The sequence below is a fragment of the Gallibacterium genomosp. 1 genome (genome assembly GCF_001678575.1).
GTDB lineage: Bacteria > Pseudomonadota > Gammaproteobacteria > Enterobacterales > Pasteurellaceae > Gallibacterium.
Genome location: NZ_JTJP01000047.1, coordinates 39,734 through 58,356, shown reverse-complemented (window position 1 = coordinate 58,356; position 18,623 = coordinate 39,734). Strand labels below are relative to the sequence as shown.

Annotated in this window: 14 protein-coding genes; 5 read left to right on the top strand and 9 right to left on the bottom strand. The window is 38.1% G+C overall.

The features are described from left to right. The 3 genes from mfd to cmoB all read left to right on the top strand — a co-directional run bounded on the left by mfd (window position 1) and on the right by cmoB (window position 5,800). Window positions 1–3,432 (top strand): transcription-repair coupling factor, encoded by a 3,432-nt coding sequence (mfd, locus tag QV04_RS09030; RefSeq protein WP_065233400.1) that lies wholly within the window; start codon window positions 1–3, stop codon window positions 3,430–3,432. Between the two features lie 97 nt (window positions 3,433–3,529). After that, window positions 3,530–4,816, top strand: a complete 1,287-nt coding sequence (gene serS / locus QV04_RS09025) for a serine--tRNA ligase (protein WP_039136624.1) — start codon at window positions 3,530–3,532, stop codon at window positions 4,814–4,816. A gap of 18 nt (window positions 4,817–4,834) precedes the next feature. Beyond that, on the top strand, window positions 4,835–5,800 hold the full coding sequence (cmoB, locus tag QV04_RS09020) for a tRNA 5-methoxyuridine(34)/uridine 5-oxyacetic acid(34) synthase CmoB (RefSeq protein WP_039170783.1): 966 nt from the start codon (window positions 4,835–4,837) through the stop codon (window positions 5,798–5,800). A gap of 205 nt (window positions 5,801–6,005) precedes the next feature. Here cmoB and QV04_RS09015 read toward each other — a convergent pair whose 3' ends face one another. The 5 genes from QV04_RS09015 to QV04_RS08995 all read right to left on the bottom strand — a co-directional run bounded on the left by QV04_RS09015 (window position 6,006) and on the right by QV04_RS08995 (window position 10,324). After that, window positions 6,006–6,245 (bottom strand): hypothetical protein, encoded by a 240-nt coding sequence (locus QV04_RS09015; protein ID WP_231924181.1) that lies wholly within the window; start codon window positions 6,243–6,245, stop codon window positions 6,006–6,008. 62 nt (window positions 6,246–6,307) lie between these two features. After that, on the bottom strand, window positions 6,308–7,825 hold the full coding sequence (locus tag QV04_RS09010; RefSeq protein WP_065231470.1) for a DHA2 family efflux MFS transporter permease subunit: 1,518 nt from the start codon (window positions 7,823–7,825) through the stop codon (window positions 6,308–6,310). A gap of 14 nt (window positions 7,826–7,839) precedes the next feature. Then, a complete protein-coding gene (locus tag QV04_RS09005; protein ID WP_065231469.1) occupies window positions 7,840–9,006 on the bottom strand; it encodes an EmrA/EmrK family multidrug efflux transporter periplasmic adaptor subunit in 1,167 nt (388 codons plus the stop codon). 21 nt (window positions 9,007–9,027) lie between these two features. Then, on the bottom strand, window positions 9,028–9,543 hold the full coding sequence (gene mprA, locus QV04_RS09000; RefSeq protein WP_231924180.1) for a transcriptional repressor MprA: 516 nt from the start codon (window positions 9,541–9,543) through the stop codon (window positions 9,028–9,030). A gap of 169 nt (window positions 9,544–9,712) precedes the next feature. After that, window positions 9,713–10,324, bottom strand: coding sequence for an NAD(P)H-dependent oxidoreductase (locus tag QV04_RS08995; RefSeq protein WP_065231468.1), 612 nt, complete (start codon window positions 10,322–10,324; stop codon window positions 9,713–9,715). A 176-nt stretch (window positions 10,325–10,500) separates the two neighbouring features. On the opposite strand from QV04_RS08995, the gene hpt reads away from it, so the two are divergent. Further along, window positions 10,501–11,040 (top strand): hypoxanthine phosphoribosyltransferase, encoded by a 540-nt coding sequence (hpt, locus tag QV04_RS08990; protein WP_039145805.1) that lies wholly within the window; start codon window positions 10,501–10,503, stop codon window positions 11,038–11,040. Between the two features lie 38 nt (window positions 11,041–11,078). Here hpt and metX read toward each other — a convergent pair whose 3' ends face one another. After that, complete coding sequence (metX, locus tag QV04_RS08985) at window positions 11,079–12,164, bottom strand: homoserine O-acetyltransferase MetX (RefSeq protein ID WP_065231467.1); 1,086 nt, start codon at window positions 12,162–12,164, stop codon at window positions 11,079–11,081. Window positions 12,165–12,482: 318 nt separating this feature from the next. Here metX and fumC point away from each other — a divergent pair, with 318 nt between their 5' ends. Beyond that, the gene (gene fumC, locus QV04_RS08980) at window positions 12,483–13,877 is read left to right on the top strand and encodes a class II fumarate hydratase (protein WP_065231466.1); all 1,395 of its coding nucleotides are present in this window, start codon (window positions 12,483–12,485) and stop codon (window positions 13,875–13,877) included. Window positions 13,878–13,951: 74 nt separating this feature from the next. Here the strand turns inward: fumC and hemH are convergent, their stop codons facing one another. From hemH to QV04_RS08965, 3 genes are read right to left on the bottom strand one after another with little or no spacing between them, the layout of a single operon-like run. After that, window positions 13,952–14,926: a ferrochelatase gene (gene hemH, locus QV04_RS08975; protein WP_065231465.1), complete on the bottom strand. Its 975-nt coding sequence runs from the start codon at window positions 14,924–14,926 to the stop codon at window positions 13,952–13,954. 1 nt (window position 14,927) lies between these two features. Next, the gene (locus QV04_RS08970) at window positions 14,928–15,359 is read right to left on the bottom strand and encodes a PaaI family thioesterase (protein ID WP_039081089.1); all 432 of its coding nucleotides are present in this window, start codon (window positions 15,357–15,359) and stop codon (window positions 14,928–14,930) included. After that, window positions 15,359–18,427 (bottom strand): FAD-binding and (Fe-S)-binding domain-containing protein, encoded by a 3,069-nt coding sequence (locus QV04_RS08965; RefSeq protein WP_065231464.1) that lies wholly within the window; start codon window positions 18,425–18,427, stop codon window positions 15,359–15,361. The genes QV04_RS08970 and QV04_RS08965 overlap by 1 nt, the downstream gene beginning before the upstream one ends. Window positions 18,428–18,623: the final 196 nt, after the last annotated feature.

Sequence of the window (18,623 nt, the reverse complement as noted above, 5' to 3'; positions counted from 1 at the left end):
ATGCAGATTTTTGATATCAATATTCCGAAAAAAGCAAAAGATCATAAGGTCTTAGGTAATATGATTGCCGATAGTCGAGTATTGGCGATTACAGAGATTGCAACACAGTATCAAGGATTGGTGGTAGTGGTAACGGCGGATATGCGGCAAGCTAATCATTTAGTGCAGGCGCTACAACAGTTTTCACTAACAGCACAAATTTTTTCTGATTGGGAAACTTTGCCTTATGATAATTTTTCACCACATCAAGAAATTATCTCAACTAGATTAAGTACATTATTTCAGTTGCAACAGCAACAGAAAGGTGTTGTCATTTTGCCGATCAATACCTTAATGCAGCGTGTTTGTCCACCAAGTTATTTAGCACAAAATGTTTTTTTAATTAAAAAAGGACAAACTTGCCAACTTGAACAGCTTAAATCTCAATTGATTAAAGCCGGTTATCGAGCCGTTGATCAAGTATTTGAACACGGAGAATTTGCAGTGCGAGGCGCACTGCTTGATCTTTATCCAATGGGAAGTGTTTTACCGTATCGGTTGGATTTTTTTGATGATGAAATTGACAGTATTCGTACCTTTGATGTTGATACACAACGTACAATAGCTGAAATTCCACAGATTGATCTGTTACCGGCACACGAATTTCCTATTGATGAAAAAGGAATTGAGTTTTTCCGCACTAATTTTCGTGAAAAATTCGGTGAAATTCGTCGCGATCCGGAACATATTTATCAACAAATCAGTAAAGGAACGTTATTTGCTGGAATTGAATATTGGCAGCCACTCTTTTTTGAGAAGATGGCAACTTTCTTTGATTATATTCCAATCAATACACTGTTTATTACGGATGAAAAAATTCAAAATAACGGTGAACTCTTCTTTAGTGATGCAGAATCACGTTATGAAAGCCAAAAAGTTGATCCGATGCGTCCGTTATTAGCACCGAATGAACTGTGGCTTAGAATGGAATATATCAATCAGTATTTAAAAGATTATCCACGCTTAACTTTATCGGAACAGTGTTTACCGGAAAAAGCGAGCAATCAAAATTTGGCAATTAATGCATTGCCTGAATTAACTGTTCATTCGCAGCAAAAGGAACCGTTGAAACAGCTAAGAAGTTTTATTGAGCAATTTGAACAATCGATCATCTTTTCTGTAGAGAGTGAAGGACGGCGGGAAACGTTGCTCTCTTTGTTAAAACCATTGAAGATCAAGCCGACTTCAATCACATCATTGGAACAACTGCCGCAGCAGCGTTTTAATTTAATGATTGGGGCAATGGATCGCGGTTTTATCGCGGAGCAGAAATTTGCCTTTATTTGTGAAACTGATCTTTTAGGAGAGAAAGTTCAGACTCGTCATCGCCAGCAACAAAAAAATGTTAATCCCGATGCATTGATTCGTAATTTGGCAGAGTTAAAAATAGGACAACCGGTAGTGCATTTGGAGCATGGCGTTGGTCGTTATGATGGTTTGACTACATTAGATGCCGGTGGAATGGTAGCGGAATATTTAGTTTTGCGTTATGCCGATGAAGCAAAATTATATGTGCCGGTTTCTTCGTTGCATTTAATCAGCCGTTATGTTGGTGGTGGAGAAGAAAATGCGCCTTTGCATAAATTGGGTAGTGATACGTGGGCGAGATCTCGTCAAAAAGCAGCAGAAAAAGTGCGTGATGTGGCGGCGGAGTTGTTAGATGTGTATGCGAAACGTGAATCTCGACCGGGATTTGCTTTTAAATATGATCGTGAAGAGTTTCGGCAATTTGCTGATACGTTTCCTTTTGAGGAAACATATGATCAACAGATGGCAATTAATGCAGTGATTAGTGATATGTGCCAAGCAAAACCGATGGATCGTCTGGTTTGTGGGGATGTTGGCTTCGGAAAAACGGAAGTGGCGATGCGTGCTGCTTTTTTAGCGGTGATGAATCATAAGCAGGTAGCGGTGCTGGTGCCGACCACTTTATTAGCGCAACAACATTATGATAATTTCCGTGATCGCTTTGCCAATTTGCCGGTGAATGTGGAAGTGTTGTCACGTTTTAAAACATCAAAAGAGCAGAAAAATGTATTAACCCTTGTTAAAGAAGGGAAAATTGATATTTTAATCGGTACTCATAAATTGTTACAGGGTGATGTCGATTTTCACGATCTTGGGTTGCTGATTATTGATGAAGAGCATCGTTTTGGCGTTAGACAAAAAGAGAAAATTAAACAGCTACGCACTAATATTGATATTTTGACGTTAACGGCAACGCCGATTCCGCGTACGCTAAATATGGCGATGAACGGTATTCGTGATTTATCGATTATTTCAACACCGCCGGCACGTCGTTTGGTGATTAAAACCTTTGTGCGGGAACAGGATAAGCGCGTGGTGCGTGAAGCAATTTTGCGTGAAATTTTACGTGGTGGGCAGGTTTATTATCTGCATAATGATGTTGCTACCATTCAAAATTGTGCGGAAAAACTGGCAGAATTGGTTCCTGAAGCGAGAATAGGTATTGGACACGGGCAAATGAGAGAGCGTGAACTAGAACGAGTAATGACAGATTTTTATCATCAACGCTTTAATGTTTTAGTTTGTACTACCATTATTGAAACGGGTATCGATATTCCAAGTGCCAATACCATTATCATTGAACGTGCCGATCATTTCGGATTGGCGCAACTACATCAGTTACGTGGACGTGTTGGGCGTTCGCATCATCAAGCGTATGCTTATTTATTGGCTCCGCCGGCAAAATTGATGACGAAAGATGCACAAAAACGGTTGGAAGCTTTGAGTGGTTTAGATAATTTAGGTGCTGGTTTTGTTCTGGCAACTCACGATCTGGAGATTCGGGGAGCTGGAGAATTATTGGGAGATGAACAGAGTGGACAGATTGAAACTATCGGTTTTTCACTGTATATGGAGATGCTGGAAAATGCGATGCAAGCTCTAAAACAGGGTAAAGAGCCGTCATTAGATGAATTAACACAGTCTCAGGTTGAGATTGATCTACGCATTCCGGCATTATTACCCGAAGATTATCTCGGTGATGTGAATTTGCGTTTATCCTTCTACAAAAGAATTGCCGGTGCGAAAACAGAAGAAGAACTTTCCGAGCTTAAAGTGGAATTGATAGACCGTTTTGGCTTATTACCGAATGCGACTAAAAATTTATTTGAAATTGCATCATTGCGCTTACAGGCAAAACCGTTGGGTATTCAAAAAATAGAAACGATGGCAACAGGCGGTTTTATTGAGTTCAGTGCTAATACTCAGCTTGACCCAATGGTTTTCTTAAAACTAATTCAACAAGCACCGAAAGTTTATCGTTTTGATGGTCCTCACAAATTTAAATTTGTGAAAAATTTTGATGACAGTCAACAACGTTTGGATTTTGTAGCGGAACTCATTGCAAAAATTGCAGCACAAAATTAGGAAAATTATTTAAAAATTTCAAACGGGAACAGTGAGTTTCCGTGTTAAAATAAGCATATTCTTAGTCATTAGATTTAAAAGCAAAAAGGAAAAGAGAATGATTGATCCGAATTTATTGCGTAATGATTTGGCAGCAACTGCTGAAAAATTATTAACAAAACGAAATTTTGTTTTAGATGTTCAAAAAATTGAGCAGTTAGAAGAACAGCGCAAACAATTACAAGTGAAAACTGAAACTTTACAAGCTGAACGTAACTCTCGCTCTAAAGCAGTCGGTGCGGCTAAAGCTAGAGGTGAAGATATTCAACCGCTATTAGCCGAAATGGATAATATGGGAACTGAATTAGATCAGGCTAAAATCGCATTGGATCACGTGTTGGAAGAGTTGCGCCAAATTGCATTGTCGATTCCGAATATTCCGGCAGAAGAAGTGCCGTTAGGCAAAGATGATAGTGAAAATCTAGAGGTTTCTCGTTGGGGAGAGCCTAAGCAGTATGATTTCCCAATTCGTGATCACGTAGATTTAGGTGAATTAAGTGGCGGTATCGATTTTCCGACAGCTGTAAAATTGACAGGTGCAAGATTTGTTGTGTTAAAAGGTAAAATAGCACGTTTGCATCGTGCATTGACACAATTTATGTTGGATTTGCATACTGAACAGCACGGTTATTTGGAAATGTATGTGCCTTATTTAGTTAATCACGAAACACTTTACGGTACAGGTCAATTGCCTAAATTCGGTGAAGACCTATTCCATACCAAACCATTGGAAGGCGAACAGCCTTATGCATTAATTCCGACAGCAGAAGTGCCAGTTACCAATACTGTTCGTGGAGAAATTATTGATGTGGAAGATTTACCACTTAAAATGACAGCCCATACACCTTGTTTCCGTTCCGAAGCTGGTTCTTATGGACGTGATACTCGTGGTTTAATTCGTATGCATCAATTTGATAAAGTAGAATTAGTTCAGATTGTAGAGCCTGAAAAATCAATGGATGCATTGGAAGAATTGACCGGACACGCTGAAAAAGTGTTGCAGTTACTGGGATTACCTTATCGTAAAGTATTGCTTTGTACTGGTGATATGGGCTTCGGTTCTTGCAAAACTTATGATTTGGAAGTATGGGTGCCAGCACAAAATACTTATCGTGAAATTTCATCTTGTTCAAATATGTGGGATTTCCAAGCTCGTCGTATGTCAGCACGTTATCGTGTTAAGGGTGAGAAGAAACCTCGTTTAGTTCATACATTGAATGGTTCAGGTTTGGCTGTTGGACGTACATTAGTTGCTGTTTTGGAAAATTATCAACAAGCTGACGGTTCTATTATAGTGCCGGAAGTGCTACGACCTTATATGAATGGCTTAGAAGTGATTCGTTAAGGAATATTTTATTTGTTTATGATTGATTTCCGTCCTTTTTACCAGCAGATAGCGACAAGCGAGTTGTCTGCTTGGTTGGAGACCTTGCCGGCACAATTAAAACAATGGCAATCAAATACTCACGGCGAGTATGAGAAATGGGTCAAAGTAATTGAATTTTTGCCGGAACGACAATCTGCTCGGATTGAGTTACAACATAGTGTGTCTGCGGAATTGGACATACCATTATCCGAAGGTGAACGGCAACGAATGATTTATCATTTAAAACAGTTAATGCCGTGGCGCAAAGGTCCTTTTCATCTCTATGGAGTATATATTGATTGTGAATGGCGTTCCGATTTTAAATGGAATCGTCTTTTACCGCATATTTCACCATTAAAAGATCGTTTGGTTTTGGATGTAGGGTGTGGTAGTGGTTATCATATGTGGAGAATGGTGGGTGAAGGTGCTAATCTTGTTGTTGGTATAGATCCAACGGAGCTATTTCTGTGCCAGTTTGAAGCAGTAAGAAAGTTGCTGAATAATGATCGCCGCGCACATTTGATTCCGTTAGGAATCGAGCAGATGCAACCGTTAAATGTATTTGATACCGTATTTTCAATGGGGGTACTTTATCACCGTAAATCACCATTGGATCATCTTTCTCAATTGAAAGCACAATTGCGGAAAGGAGGTGAGTTAGTGCTGGAAACGCTAGTTGTTGATGGTGATAAGAATAGTGTGCTTGTTCCGGGGGATCGTTATGCAAAAATGAAAAATGTCTATTTTATTCCATCGGTGGAGGCACTGTTAAATTGGTTGAATAAAACTGGTTTTAAAAATGCACGTTGTGTTGATGTAGCGGTAACTTCGTTGCAGGAGCAACGGAAAACGGAATGGCTGGAAAATGAAAGTTTAATTGATTTTCTTGATGCGTCTGATCATAGCAAAACAATTGAAGGTTATCCGGCACCGAAACGTGCGGTGATTATTGCCGAAAAATAATAACAAGGTGTTGAAAAAGATGGGAAAATCCCATCTTTTTTAGTCATTCAAAGAGGTTTTCTGTTTTCTATTATCATCAAAATTTTATTCAGCCAGCCAGCGCCCAGACTTCGGCTTCATTTGTAACTACTTCTGTGGCAGCATTGAAAATCAAGCCGTATTGCGATTTCTTCCTTTATCAATGATTGCTAAATAATAGAGATCGTCAGATTGCTGATTTTGCTGTAAAAATTATCGAATATTCTTTACCTGGCAAGGCATTCATTGGCAAGTAGATCCATTGTAATGCTAAACTTTCAGGACAAATATTATCCAAATAATGCTCAGTGCAAAGACGCTCTAAGCGGCAATAATGGACTTCTAAGCTATTAATATTCGTTTTTTCTCCGGCGGTAAAATTTTCAATAACTTCGCCAATAGCTTGATTAATGATGTTGATAGGCATAAGTTGCTCCTTATCATCAAAAAACGGTGTGGCGGAATTAGGTGACACACCGTTTATTATGGTTAATGTTTTGTACCGAAAGGTGGTTTTGCTAACCAAATAATGACAAAAAGCAACATAAATGCAATAGCTGAAACATAGAATATTTCGTTTGCACCAATAATTAGCCCTTGTTGTGTGATTTGATTGGCAAGAGAAGCGGCAGTTTGCGTTTCATTCAGTCCTTTTTCTGCCATCGCTTGGAAATATTGCTGTGATGCCGGATTATAGGGAGTAATATTTTCTACCATTTCACCGTGATGTAGCGCTTCACGGTTATACCACATAAACGTGGTTAAGGATGTTCCGACAGAACCAGCTAAGGTACGTAAAAAGTTAAATAAACTTGAAGCAGAAGCTGTTTCTTCCGGTTTTAATCCTGAAAGGGTAATGGTAGTTAAAGGCATAAAGAAACAGGCAACAGCTATCCCTTGTATAAATTGAGGAAGAGCTACTGCAGCAAAATCCATATCAGGTTCAAAAGTGACTGCACGCCAGTGGAATGTCAATGCATAAACGAAGAAACTGACAGTAACCAATAAACGCATATCCATTTTATGTCCGAAACGTCCGATAATGGGGGAGAGTAACAGCGGAAATAAGCCAATTGGTGCAGTCGCAAGACCTGCCCACGTTGCTGTATAACCATATACCTGCTGTAATAACAGCGGAATTAAAACAACAGAACCTAAATAAATTAGGAATGCTAGAGAGGTACAAAGGCAACCGACAGTGAAATTGCGTTTCTGAAACAGCGCAATATCAACAATAGGATGTTTTTCACCCAATTCCCAAATGATTAAGGTGATTAAACCAATGGCAGCAATAATTGCTAATACAACAATTTCAGTTGAATTGAACCAATCTTCTTCACGTCCACGATCCAACATTAATTGTAAGGCTCCTACACCGAAAATAAGCAGAATTAAACCGATACTGTCAATCGGTTGCTTGTAGGTTTTAGTTTCACGATCTCTTAATGTAATTTGTGTGAATAAAATAACTAAAATTCCAACTGGAATATTGATAAAAAAGATCCAACCCCAATGGAAGTCATCGCTTAGCCAGCCGCCTAAAATCGGACCGCAAATCGGTGCAACCACCACAGTCATAGACCAGAAAGCTAATGCCATTGCACGACGCTGTGGAGGATAGTTATTGAGTAATAAACTTTGTGATAATGGTACAATTGGACCAGCAGCTAAACCTTGAATAATACGGCAAGCAATCAACATATTCAGTGAATGTGAAATACCGCATAACCAAGAGGCAATAACAAAGATCAGCACTGAAACCAAAAATAGTTTTACTTCACCGAAACGCCGAGCTAGCCAACCGGTAATAGGAATTGCAATTGCATTTGCAACACCAAAAGAGGTGATTACCCAAGTTCCCTGTGTACTTGAAGCTCCAAGATCGCCAGCGATAGTAGGAATAGCAACATTAGCGATAGTTGAATCAAGGACTTGCATAAAAGTAGCCAACGCAAGCCCTAATGTCATCATAACTAATGCACCGCCTTTAATTGGTGTTTGATTCATTCTGACACTCCCAATTAATGACTATTCTGTTGGATAATTTCCATAATTTCTTGATCAATCGGCGCTAAATCATAATGTACAGTATCAGTTTGATAAAGAGGTTGATTACGAACCTTACTCGGTAGCACCTCTCCATCTTGATTTGAAGTATTGACTTCTGCTGTTGCTGAGAGTCCTATGCGTAATGGATATTTCTGGATCTGTTCCGGATTAAGGGTGATTCTGACTGGTAGACGTTGAACCACTTTAATCCAGTTTCCGGTTGCATTTTGTGCCGGCAAAAGTGAAAAAGCACTACCTGTTCCAGCATCAATACCAGTTACTGTACCGTCAAATTCAATGTCATCACCATATAAATCAAAAACGATATTAACCGGCTGACCTATTCGGATATTTTTTAATTGGGTTTCTTTAAAGTTGGCATCTAACCAGATCTGATTAAGTGGCACTACGGCAAGCAATGGCGAACCTGCTTTAATACTTTCACCCACCTGTACACTGCGTTTAGCAATATAACCAGTAGCCGGACTGATTACTTTAGTGCGCTGTAAATTTAACCACGCTTGACGAACATTGTCAGCTGCTTGAATCACGGCAGGTTGTTCGGCAATAGGTGTATTTAGCAATAAGGCTTTAGTGGCATTTAACTGTTCATATGTCGCATTCAAATCGCTTTTCGCTATTGTTACCGCATCAACTGCGTGTTGATAATCTTCTTTGGATACTGCACCGGTTTTATTCAAACCTTGACGACGAGAAAGATCTTGCTCGGCTTGTTTTAATGCAATCTGTTTGGCGGCAAGTAGAGAGGTCAATTGTTTCTCAGTAAAAGTGAGTTGGGTTGTTTTACGGACGGTATCAGCTAAAGTATGTTTAGCTTGAGAAAGTGCTAATTTAGCATCACTATTATCAAGCTCAACTAAAACATCACCTTTATTGACTAAATCAGTGCTTTCAAAATTTACTTTGGCAACACTGCCGGAAACTTGAGATGAAACTTGAATGATATTGCCCGCCACATAGGCATCATCAGTTTCAGTAAAATCTTTAACAAAAAATAACCAGTAGAGAAAACAGGCTGCGGAAATTATAAGTAATAAAATAAAGAAGGAAACTAGACGTTTCCTTCTAATGTTATTACGAACAGTATTCTTTTTTTCTTGTTCGGACATCTCTGACATATAAAAACCTTAAAGTAAAAACTACGTTCTATGAGGATGATACTCATCTAAACGTTTTGATAGTTTAAGCAATAATTTACGCAGAGTTTGATTCTCTTTGTCAGTGAGTACACTGAAGATAGAACCCATTAATTCCCATTGATGAGGTAAAATATCTTGCAAGAATTTCAAGCCTTTCTCATTAATACGTAAACTGAAACAACGTCTATCTTCCGGCACGCTAATACGATCAATTAACCCTTTATCGACAAGCTCATCGGAAATGCGAGTTGCATTAGTGCGTGATGAACCTAAGATTTCACTAAGATGTGAAGGTTGAATTTCGTGGTTAGGTTGCAAATAAGTTACGATCAACGCTTCAAAAAGCGTATGATTCAGTCCCACCTCTTTAAGGAAATGGTTGCGATGTTCAAGATAATTACTATTCACATTGAATAATAAACGTACAAGAACGACTTGATCTAATGGCATATTAGGGAAATCTTCTGCATAAATTTTTAATACGCTATCAGTATCAGATAACAATTTATTCATCATAAGTTACCTCGGGCAATAATATAGAGTAAAACAATAAACCTTGCAATAATAACTTGTCAAATTATATTTTGATCAAGTTTACTTAAAGTTGCCAAATAATTTACAATTAATGATACATAAATTATGTAAAGCAATATAAATACCTAGCAATAAGTATTTGTAACAAAAGTTATAAAGATGTTGTATTAAAATATATGTCTATTTTTTGTTTTAGAAACACTTTTTTTACATTTTCTAAAATTTGTTTGCGTAATTTATCATCAATAATATGAATGTCGCCGAAAAAATAAGAATAAATATCCGTAATACCACAATAATTGAAAAGACCGTTCACCAGTGTGTGATCAAATGCCTGCATAAATCCCTTTTGCTGATATTCGTATATGTTATTCCCAAATGTTACAAATTGTAACATTTTTTTATCATTTAATAACCCTTCACTGCCGTTGTCATCTGTTTTATATGCAAATCCGTGACTAAAAACACGATCGAGATATCCTTTTAATATAGCAGGGAATCCCATCCACCAAAGTGGATAAATAAGAGTAATGAGCTCTGCCTCTTTAATAAATTGTTGTTCCGATTTTATATCAACAGGAATGTTACCTTTATTAATCTGTTCAAACTCATTCCATGTTAGAATAGGATTAAATTTAAGTTGATAAAGATCTCGGATGACTACATCCATTCCCATTTCTTTAGAAGTTTGAACCACTTCTTCTAGAATGGCGTGATTGAAGCTGTTTTCGTTAGGATGTGTATAGATGATTAAGTGTTTCATCACTTTTATTTCAATAGAGTAAGGTTATCAATAAGCGCAAGTAATATTATTGTAATAATTGTATTTATGCAATATGTATGCTACATAAATTGAAAGATTTTTTTGGAATATTTTTTAATTTTTGTAAATTGAGTGTATTATCACCAAAAAGGTATCTACTAGGGAGTTATAGTCGAATGAAAAAACACCACTTGGAAACATTAATCACCAAACAAAATGTGACATCAAGAATTGAAGAGTTAGGTAAAGAAATAAGCCGTTACTACCAGCATAATAGAAGTGAAGGTATTTATGTGGTGGGGTTGTTACGGGGTTCATTTATGTTTATGGCGGATCTCGTTCGTACAATTGATATACCGTTAGAAGTAGACTTTATGGTAGCGTCTAGTTATGGAAGCGGTATGATCACTAATCACGATGTCAAAATCGTAAAAGATTTGGAAGGCGAAATTAGAGGCAAAGACGTTTTGATTGTGGAAGATATTATTGATACCGGTTATACCTTGGATAAAGTAAGACAAATTTTATCTTTGAGAGAACCAAAATCACTACACATTTGCACATTGTTAGATAAACCGTCACGCCGTGAAGTGGAAGTACCTGTTGATTGGATTGGCTTTAGTATTCCCGATGAATTTGTTGTCGGTTATGGTATTGATTATGCTCAACAATATCGTCAGTTAGGATACATTGCTAAAGTTATATTGGAAGAGTAATGAACAGGTAGTTTTAGCTAAAGGTAGGGGAGATCTCACTACTCTACGATTTCCCCTAATCCATAACGAATTCTAGGCGCGAAAAACTCATAATCCACCAAAAAAGCATCGTGTCCAAAATCAGAACCAATCTCATCGTAATGCAGATTAACACCAGCACTTTGTAATAATTGCCGGCTTTTCTGTAAATCGAATAGTTTGAAGAGTTGGTCGGTTGTTACTGCAATTAATGTATATTGTGCTTTAATCCGCGATAATGCAACGGAGATATTCTCATAGCCAATAGATGGATCATAAAGATCCAAAGCACGTGTTAATTGGATATAGCTATTGGCATCGAAACGGTCGAGAAATTTTTTACCCTGATAACTTAGATAGGATTCCACTTGGAAATAATCTCCTAGCAAATTATTTTTCTGTTTTATTGCTCTTCCGAACGCTTTAGTTAACTGTGTATGAGTGCGATAGGTGAGCATCCCTAACATTCTTGCGGTGGATAAACCTTGATCAGGGTGTTTACCCTGATAATAGTGACCTTGATTGTAATTTGGATCTTGAATAATTGCTTGGCGCATTACGTGATTAAAACCAATTGCTTCGGCACTCATATAAAGGGAAGAACAAAGATTAATCACATAATCCATAAAGTCGGGATAATTGATTGCCCATTGTGTGGCTTGCATACCACCGAATGACCCACCAATGACAGCGTGCAGATGAGAAATTTCTAGTTGATCGAGCAATGCTTTTTGTAGTTGAACAATATCTTGTACCGTAATTTGCGGGAAATCACCACCGTAGGGCAAATTAGTCGCCGGATTGATGCTCATTGGGCCGGTAGTTCCTTTGCAACCACCTAAAACATTGGAACAAATAAAGAAATATTTATCAGTATCTAAAGCACGACCGGAACCAATAAATTCTTGCCACCAGCCTTTCTGTTTTTCATCTTCAAAATAGGGTTCCGCATCACCCGTCAAAGCGTGGCAGATCAAAACCGCATTATTTTTTTGAGCGTTTAACTTACCGTAAGTTTGATAACAAACTGTAATATTCTGTAGTGATCCGCCTAAAGTAAGCACAAGGGGAGCATCAGTGAATAAAGTAAGTTGTTGTGCCGACATATCAATTCCTAAAACAGCTAATTATTATTATGAGAGGGTTAATAAATTAGCGGTCGATAGAATGATTGTCAAGAAATTTTAGCCATCTATACATCTAGAAAGTAAAAAGTCTAAACGTCTATTGTTGATATTGTTTTGTTTTAGCATACATAACAAATGTAGAAAAAACATTCATTTGCAGTAGAAGACATTTTAAATTTTATGATCTGTGTCATAAAACGAAAATTTTGATTAATAGATAAATTCAATTTATACCTCTTGGGTGTTAAAATTAGACCAATTTTTTAACATTTAATTATTTATTTAGAGGTAAACATTATGGAATTTAGAATTGAACACGATACGATGGGCGAAGTGAAAGTGCCGGCAGATAAATATTGGGCAGCACAAACTGAACGTTCACGCAATAACTTTAAAATCGGGCCGGCTGCTTCAATGCCTCACGAAATTATAGAAGCTTTTGGTTATTTGAAAAAAGCAGCAGCATATGCCAACTATGATTTAGGGGTATTACCGCTAGAAAAAAGAGACTTAATTGCTCAGGCGTGCGATGAGATTCTTGCTAATAAATTAGATGATCAATTCCCACTTGTCATTTGGCAAACCGGTTCTGGTACGCAATCTAATATGAATGTGAATGAAGTGGTTGCAAATCGTGCACACGTTTTAAACGGCGGTAAATTAGGTGAAAAGAGTATTATTCACCCGAACGATGATGTTAATAAATCACAATCTTCTAATGATACTTATCCAACAGCAATGCACATTGCTGCTTACAAGAAAGTTGTTGAAACAACTATTCCGGCAGTTGAATGCTTACAAAAAACTTTTGCTGAAAAATCAGCTAAATTTGCAAATGTTGTTAAAATTGGTCGTACTCACTTGATGGATGCTACTCCATTAACATTAGGTCAAGAGTTCTCTGCTTATGCAGCTCAACTTAGTTTTGGCTTAAAAGCATTAAAAAACACTTTACCTCACCTTAGCCAATTAGCGTTAGGCGGTACTGCTGTAGGTACGGGTTTAAATACACCGAAAGGTTATGATGTTAAGGTAGCAGAATATATTGCGAAATTTACTGGCTTACCATTTGTGACCGCAGAAAATAAATTTGAAGCATTGGCAACTCACGATGCGATTGTTGAAACTCACGGTGCGTTGAAACAGTTAGCAATGTCACTTTTCAAAATTGCTAATGATATTCGTCTATTAGCTTCTGGCCCACGCTCAGGCATTGGAGAAATTTTGATTCCGGAAAATGAGCCTGGTTCTTCTATTATGCCGGGTAAAGTTAATCCAACACAATGTGAAGCAATGACAATGGTTTGTACACAAGTATTGGGTAACGACACTACTATTTCATTTGCAGGTTCTCAAGGACATTTCCAATTAAACGTATTTAAACCGGTAATGGCATATAACTTCTTACAATCTGCACAATTATTAGCGGATGCTTGTATTTCATTTGATGAGCACTGTGCAGTAGGTATTGAGCCTAACTATCCGCGTATTAAAATGCAGTTAGAAAATTCATTAATGCTGGTGACTGCGTTAAATACTCATATTGGTTATGAAAAAGCAGCGAAAATTGCTAAAACTGCTCACAAAAATGGCACAACTCTGCGTGAAGAAGCAATTAATCTTGGCTTTGTAACTCCTGAACAATTTGATGAGTGGGTACGTCCAGAAGATATGGTTGGCAGTTTAAAATAATTGTCTAAATTAAATAAAAGATAAAAAGAGTTGGTTTTCTGCCAACTCTTTTTTATTGAGATAGTTTCAAGATACTACCGCAATTTTTCTTTAATTAATTGATAAAGCAACTCAATGTGTTGTTCACTATCATTTAATGCTGGAATATATTGGTATTGCTTACCGCCAGCAGCTAGAAAAATATCACGATTTTCCACTGCAATTTCTTCTAATGTTTCCAAGCAATCGACAGCAAAACCGGGACAAATAACCACAATTTCTTCAACACCTTGCTGAGCCAATTTAGTCAGTGTTTCATCGGTATAGGGTTGTAACCAAGGTTCTTTACCGAAACGTGATTGGTAACTCATTGTCCACTGATTTGCGTTTAAATCTAAATTGGTTACTACTTCATTGACGGTTTGTCTGCAGTGTTCGTCATAATAATCACCTAACTGTTGATAACGTTGCGGAATGCCGTGAAATGAGAACAATAAGTGAATATCATTCTGCAAATAAGGTTGAATCGATTGACTTAAAGCAGCAATGTAATTTGGATGATCGTGATAAGAAAAAATTATCTCAAATGGAAGAATATGCCGTTGTTTTCGCAATGCTTGATGAAACGCATCTAAAACCGAAGCCGTTGTGGTGCTGCTGTATTGCGGATAGAGCGGCAACAAAATAATATGTTCCACCTGTTGTTGGTAGAGCTGTTGCAATGCGACGTTGATAGAAGGATTACCGTAAGTCATTGCCAATTCCACTACAACATTTTCATTTTCGTTCTGAAAGCGCTGTTGTAATACCAATTGTTGTCGGCGGCTGATTGCCAACAGCGGTGAGCCTTCTGTTTGCCAGATTTGTTGATAGAGTTTGGCAACACGAGGTGAACGTTTGGGCAAAATAATTAAATTTAATAGTGGTAACCACTGCCAACGAGGCAGATCAATAATACGAGGATCAGTTAAAAACTGGCGTAAGTAGCGTTTTACTGCCGGTATAGTCGGTGCATCAGGCGTACCTAAATTGACCAACAGTACACCTGTTTTTCTCTTATCTGCTTGCATATTACCTCTTGTCACGATTTATCACAGAAAGTGTTAAACGACTTTGACAACAAAGTGTTTGTTGTGAATTGGTAATATCAATTTGCCAAACTTGTAATGTTCGCCCAATACGCAATGGTACAGCTCGCGCAGTGATACGCTCGCCCATCCGCATTGCTTTTAAATGGCTGGCATTAATTTCAACGCCAACCACGGCTTTATCTTCATCACAAGCACAAAATCCGGCTAAAGAACCGACAGTTTCTGCTAACACGGCAGAAATACCGCCGTGCAGTAAACCCATAGGTTGACAATGGCGTTGATCCACTGTTAAGGAGGCTTCCAACCAATTATCGCCTTGAGCCGTAAACTCAATACCAAGCTGACTGACAGCAGTATTCTGATTAATCCGATTTAAATCGTGCAATGAAAAGGATTTTTTCCAAATAGCCATTAATTTAAAACCTCCAATAAGCCTTGTAATGGGTGTTTTGTTATTTGATGTTCAATACGTTTCACTTGACTACGGCAAGAATAGCCCGGAACCAAACAATGTTGCCACGCTTTATCCTGAATCTTTTTTGCCCACGATAGTTGATAAATTTCTTTGGAAGTCTGTTCGTGAACGGTTTCGTGCCCGTAAGTTCCTGCCATACCGCAACAGCCCACTTGTACAATTTCCAGTTTTTCACCAAATTTAGCAAAAATTGTCTGCCACTGTTTGCTACTGTTCGGCGATAAACTGCTTTCGGTGCAATGTGGGAAAAGGTACCACGTTGGTTTTTCGGCGCGATCATCTGAATGAATTTCTAATTGATCAATAATTTGTGAAAGCCATTCTTGAGAAGTCAACACCGCAAAATTGCCGCGTTTTTCCCCTAAGATTTGCTTATATTCATCACGATAAGAAAGTACAACAGCAGCATCAACCCCGACCAACGGCACACCTAATTTTGCCACGCGATTAAGCATTTCCGACTGTTTACGTGCAGTTTTACTGAATCGTGTTAAAAAGCCTTTAATGTGCTGTGCTTTTCCATTAGGACGGAACGGCAATACTATCGCTTCAAACCCTAATTTTTTTGTTAAACGTACAAAATCAGCAACTACTTTGGCATCATAAAAAGAGGTAAACGGGTCTTGAACAATAAACACCATTTTTTCACGTTGTTTTTGTGATAGCTGTTCTAATTGCTCCAATGAGCGATCGGTATAATGAATTTCGACTAACTGTTGTTGCAATGACGGTACGGAAAGTTGCGGTAAATCGACCATTCCAATCAGTTTTCGAGTTATATGCTGACTGAATGGATGCGCTGTAACAGCATTAAAAAAGGTTGGTGCTTTCGCCATTAGCGGAGCGATAGTTTCAACATTTGCCACCACATAATCTTTAAGCGGACGCATATAACGTTGATGATAGAGATGTAGAAATTTCGCTTTAAATTCTGGCACATCAATTTTAATCGGGCATTGGCTGGCACAAGCTTTGCAAGATAAGCAGGTATCCATCGCTGCTTTTACTTCGTGAGAAAAATCATCCTGATGATCTTTACTGAAACGATGACGAATTTTCGCAATAAAATCAGTTAATTTAATTTCACTCTTCTCAAAATTGAGCTGATCGGCGGAAACACCGGCTTGAGCTAGCAATCGCAACCACTCTCGCACTAATGCGGCACGACCTTTTGGTGAGAAAACACGATTTTGGCTAATCTTCATTGATGGACACATTACGCTGTCAACATCAAAATTAAAGCAAAGTCCATTACCGTTACAATTCACTGCGCCTCGGAATTGATCTTTAACTTCAACCGGAATCTGGCGATCATAATCGGCACGCATTGGAGAGAGAATCTCAAACATTTTAGTATCTGAATTTAACGGTTTACAAATTTTTCCTGGGTTCAAACGGTTGTCTGGATCAAATAATGTTTTTACCTGTTGTAACACCTGCCAAAGTTGTTCACCAAAGAATTTTCGACTGTATTCACCACGTACACCTTTACCGTGTTCACCCCAAATTAAACCACCATATTTTTGTGTAAGGTTGGCAACTTGGTCTGAAATGGACTTAAATAATTTGACTTGTTCGCTGTCACAGAGATCGAGCGCAGGGCGAACGTGTAAAACGCCGGCATCGACGTGACCGAACATACCGTATTCAAGATGATGCTTATCTAGAATGGCTCTGAATTCAGTAATGTAATCGGCAAGATTTTCTGGTGGCACACAAGTATCTTCAACAAATGGGATTGGTTTGGCACGCCCTTTAGCATTGCCTAATAATCCAACTGCTTTTTTACGCATCGCATAAATTTTTTCAATCGAAGTTAAATCACTGCAAACTTGATAGCCGATAACATCATTTTGTTGCGTAGCGATAGCTTGATCCAAGCGTTGACACAATTGCTGCACCTGCTGTTGCTGGTAATGTTCACTATTGCCGGCATATTCGACAATATTTAAGCCTAGAATCGGCGCATTTTCTTCTTCTTTTAATAATTCAGAAACGGAATGCCAAATAATATCTTGTTTTGCCAAATTCAGTACTTTTGAGTCAACTGTTTCAACAGAAAGTGCTTTTGCGGCGACCATTACCGGAGCGTGTCTTAATGCTGCATCAAAAGAGCGATACTTAATATTGATCAAAGTACGATGTTGTGGAATGGGTAATAAATTGAGTTTTGCCTCACAAACAAAAGCAAGCGAACCCTCTGAACCAGTCAAAATGCGACTTAAATTAAATTTGGATAAATCTTCATTGAAAACGTGTTTTAAATCATAACCTGTTATAAAACGATTAAGTTGTGGCAGATCGGATAGAATTTGTGGACGATATTGGCGACACAATTGTTCAATTTGTTGGTGGATTTGCTTTCCGGTGGCAGAAAGATTTGCAGCCGCAATGTTATCTTCAAATTGGTCGCAATCAATGCTTTCCGTATCTAAAATATCCCCATTAATTAGCACTGAACGCAAACTTAAAACGTGATCTGATGTTTTGCCGTATTGTAATGAACCCTGCCCTGAAGCATCGGTATTAATCATTCCACCAAGAGTGGCTCGATTACTGGTTGAAAGTTCTGGTGAAAAGAAAAGTCCGTGTGGTTTTAAAAAACGATTCAGTTGATCCTTAACTACGCCTGCTTGTACACGCACCCAACGTTCTTTCACATTGAGTTCCAAAATTTGATTCATATGACGAGAGAGATCAACGATGATAGTGCTGTTTAATGATTGTCCGTTAGTGCCGGTGCCACCGCCGCGCGGTGTGAATTTTAAGGTTTTAAATTGATCGCGTTGTGCAAGTTTGGCCAGGCGGACAATGTCTGCAATTTCTTTCGGAAAGAGCAGTGCTTGAGGGAGTTGTTGATAAACGCTATTATCTGTCGCCAGAGAGAGCCGATCAGCATAGTGATAAGCGATATCGCCACTAAAACCTTGATATTGAAGTTGTTCTAAGTACTGCTTAACTAGAGGATCAATTTGCTGATGACTTGCTAAATAAGGGATAACCATAATTAAAACCTTGTACTATAATTGTTGTGAGTGCATTTGAAAGACAACTATACTAGCACAAAATCTTATAAAGAAGAGGTTTATCCGCAATTAGACATCGGATCGTCTCAAAAATTTTTAAAAAATCAAAAAACAATGTTTAATTGTCGATTAATTAGTCTTAATTTGTTTATTTTTTATGCAAAAATTAAAGAAA

Bases quoted from the DNA above. Each gene is read 5' to 3' on its own strand.
- mfd (WP_065233400.1), top strand. From the start codon at position 1: ATGCAGATTTTTGATATCAATATTCCGAAAAAAGCAAAAGATCATAAG.
- serS (WP_039136624.1), top strand. From the start codon at position 3,530: ATGATTGATCCGAATTTATTGCGTAATGATTTGGCAGCAACTGCTGAA.
- cmoB (WP_039170783.1), top strand. From the start codon at position 4,835: ATGATTGATTTCCGTCCTTTTTACCAGCAGATAGCGACAAGCGAGTTG.
- QV04_RS09015 (WP_231924181.1), bottom strand. From the start codon at position 6,245: ATGCCTATCAACATCATTAATCAAGCTATTGGCGAAGTTATTGAAAAT.
- QV04_RS09010 (WP_065231470.1), bottom strand. From the start codon at position 7,825: ATGAATCAAACACCAATTAAAGGCGGTGCATTAGTTATGATGACATTA.
- QV04_RS09005 (WP_065231469.1), bottom strand. From the start codon at position 9,006: ATGTCAGAGATGTCCGAACAAGAAAAAAAGAATACTGTTCGTAATAAC.
- mprA (WP_231924180.1), bottom strand. From the start codon at position 9,543: ATGATGAATAAATTGTTATCTGATACTGATAGCGTATTAAAAATTTAT.
- QV04_RS08995 (WP_065231468.1), bottom strand. From the start codon at position 10,324: ATGAAACACTTAATCATCTATACACATCCTAACGAAAACAGCTTCAAT.
- hpt (WP_039145805.1), top strand. From the start codon at position 10,501: ATGAAAAAACACCACTTGGAAACATTAATCACCAAACAAAATGTGACA.
- metX (WP_065231467.1), bottom strand. From the start codon at position 12,164: ATGTCGGCACAACAACTTACTTTATTCACTGATGCTCCCCTTGTGCTT.
- fumC (WP_065231466.1), top strand. From the start codon at position 12,483: ATGGAATTTAGAATTGAACACGATACGATGGGCGAAGTGAAAGTGCCG.
- hemH (WP_065231465.1), bottom strand. From the start codon at position 14,926: ATGCAAGCAGATAAGAGAAAAACAGGTGTACTGTTGGTCAATTTAGGT.
- QV04_RS08970 (WP_039081089.1), bottom strand. From the start codon at position 15,359: ATGGCTATTTGGAAAAAATCCTTTTCATTGCACGATTTAAATCGGATT.
- QV04_RS08965 (WP_065231464.1), bottom strand. From the start codon at position 18,427: ATGGTTATCCCTTATTTAGCAAGTCATCAGCAAATTGATCCTCTAGTT.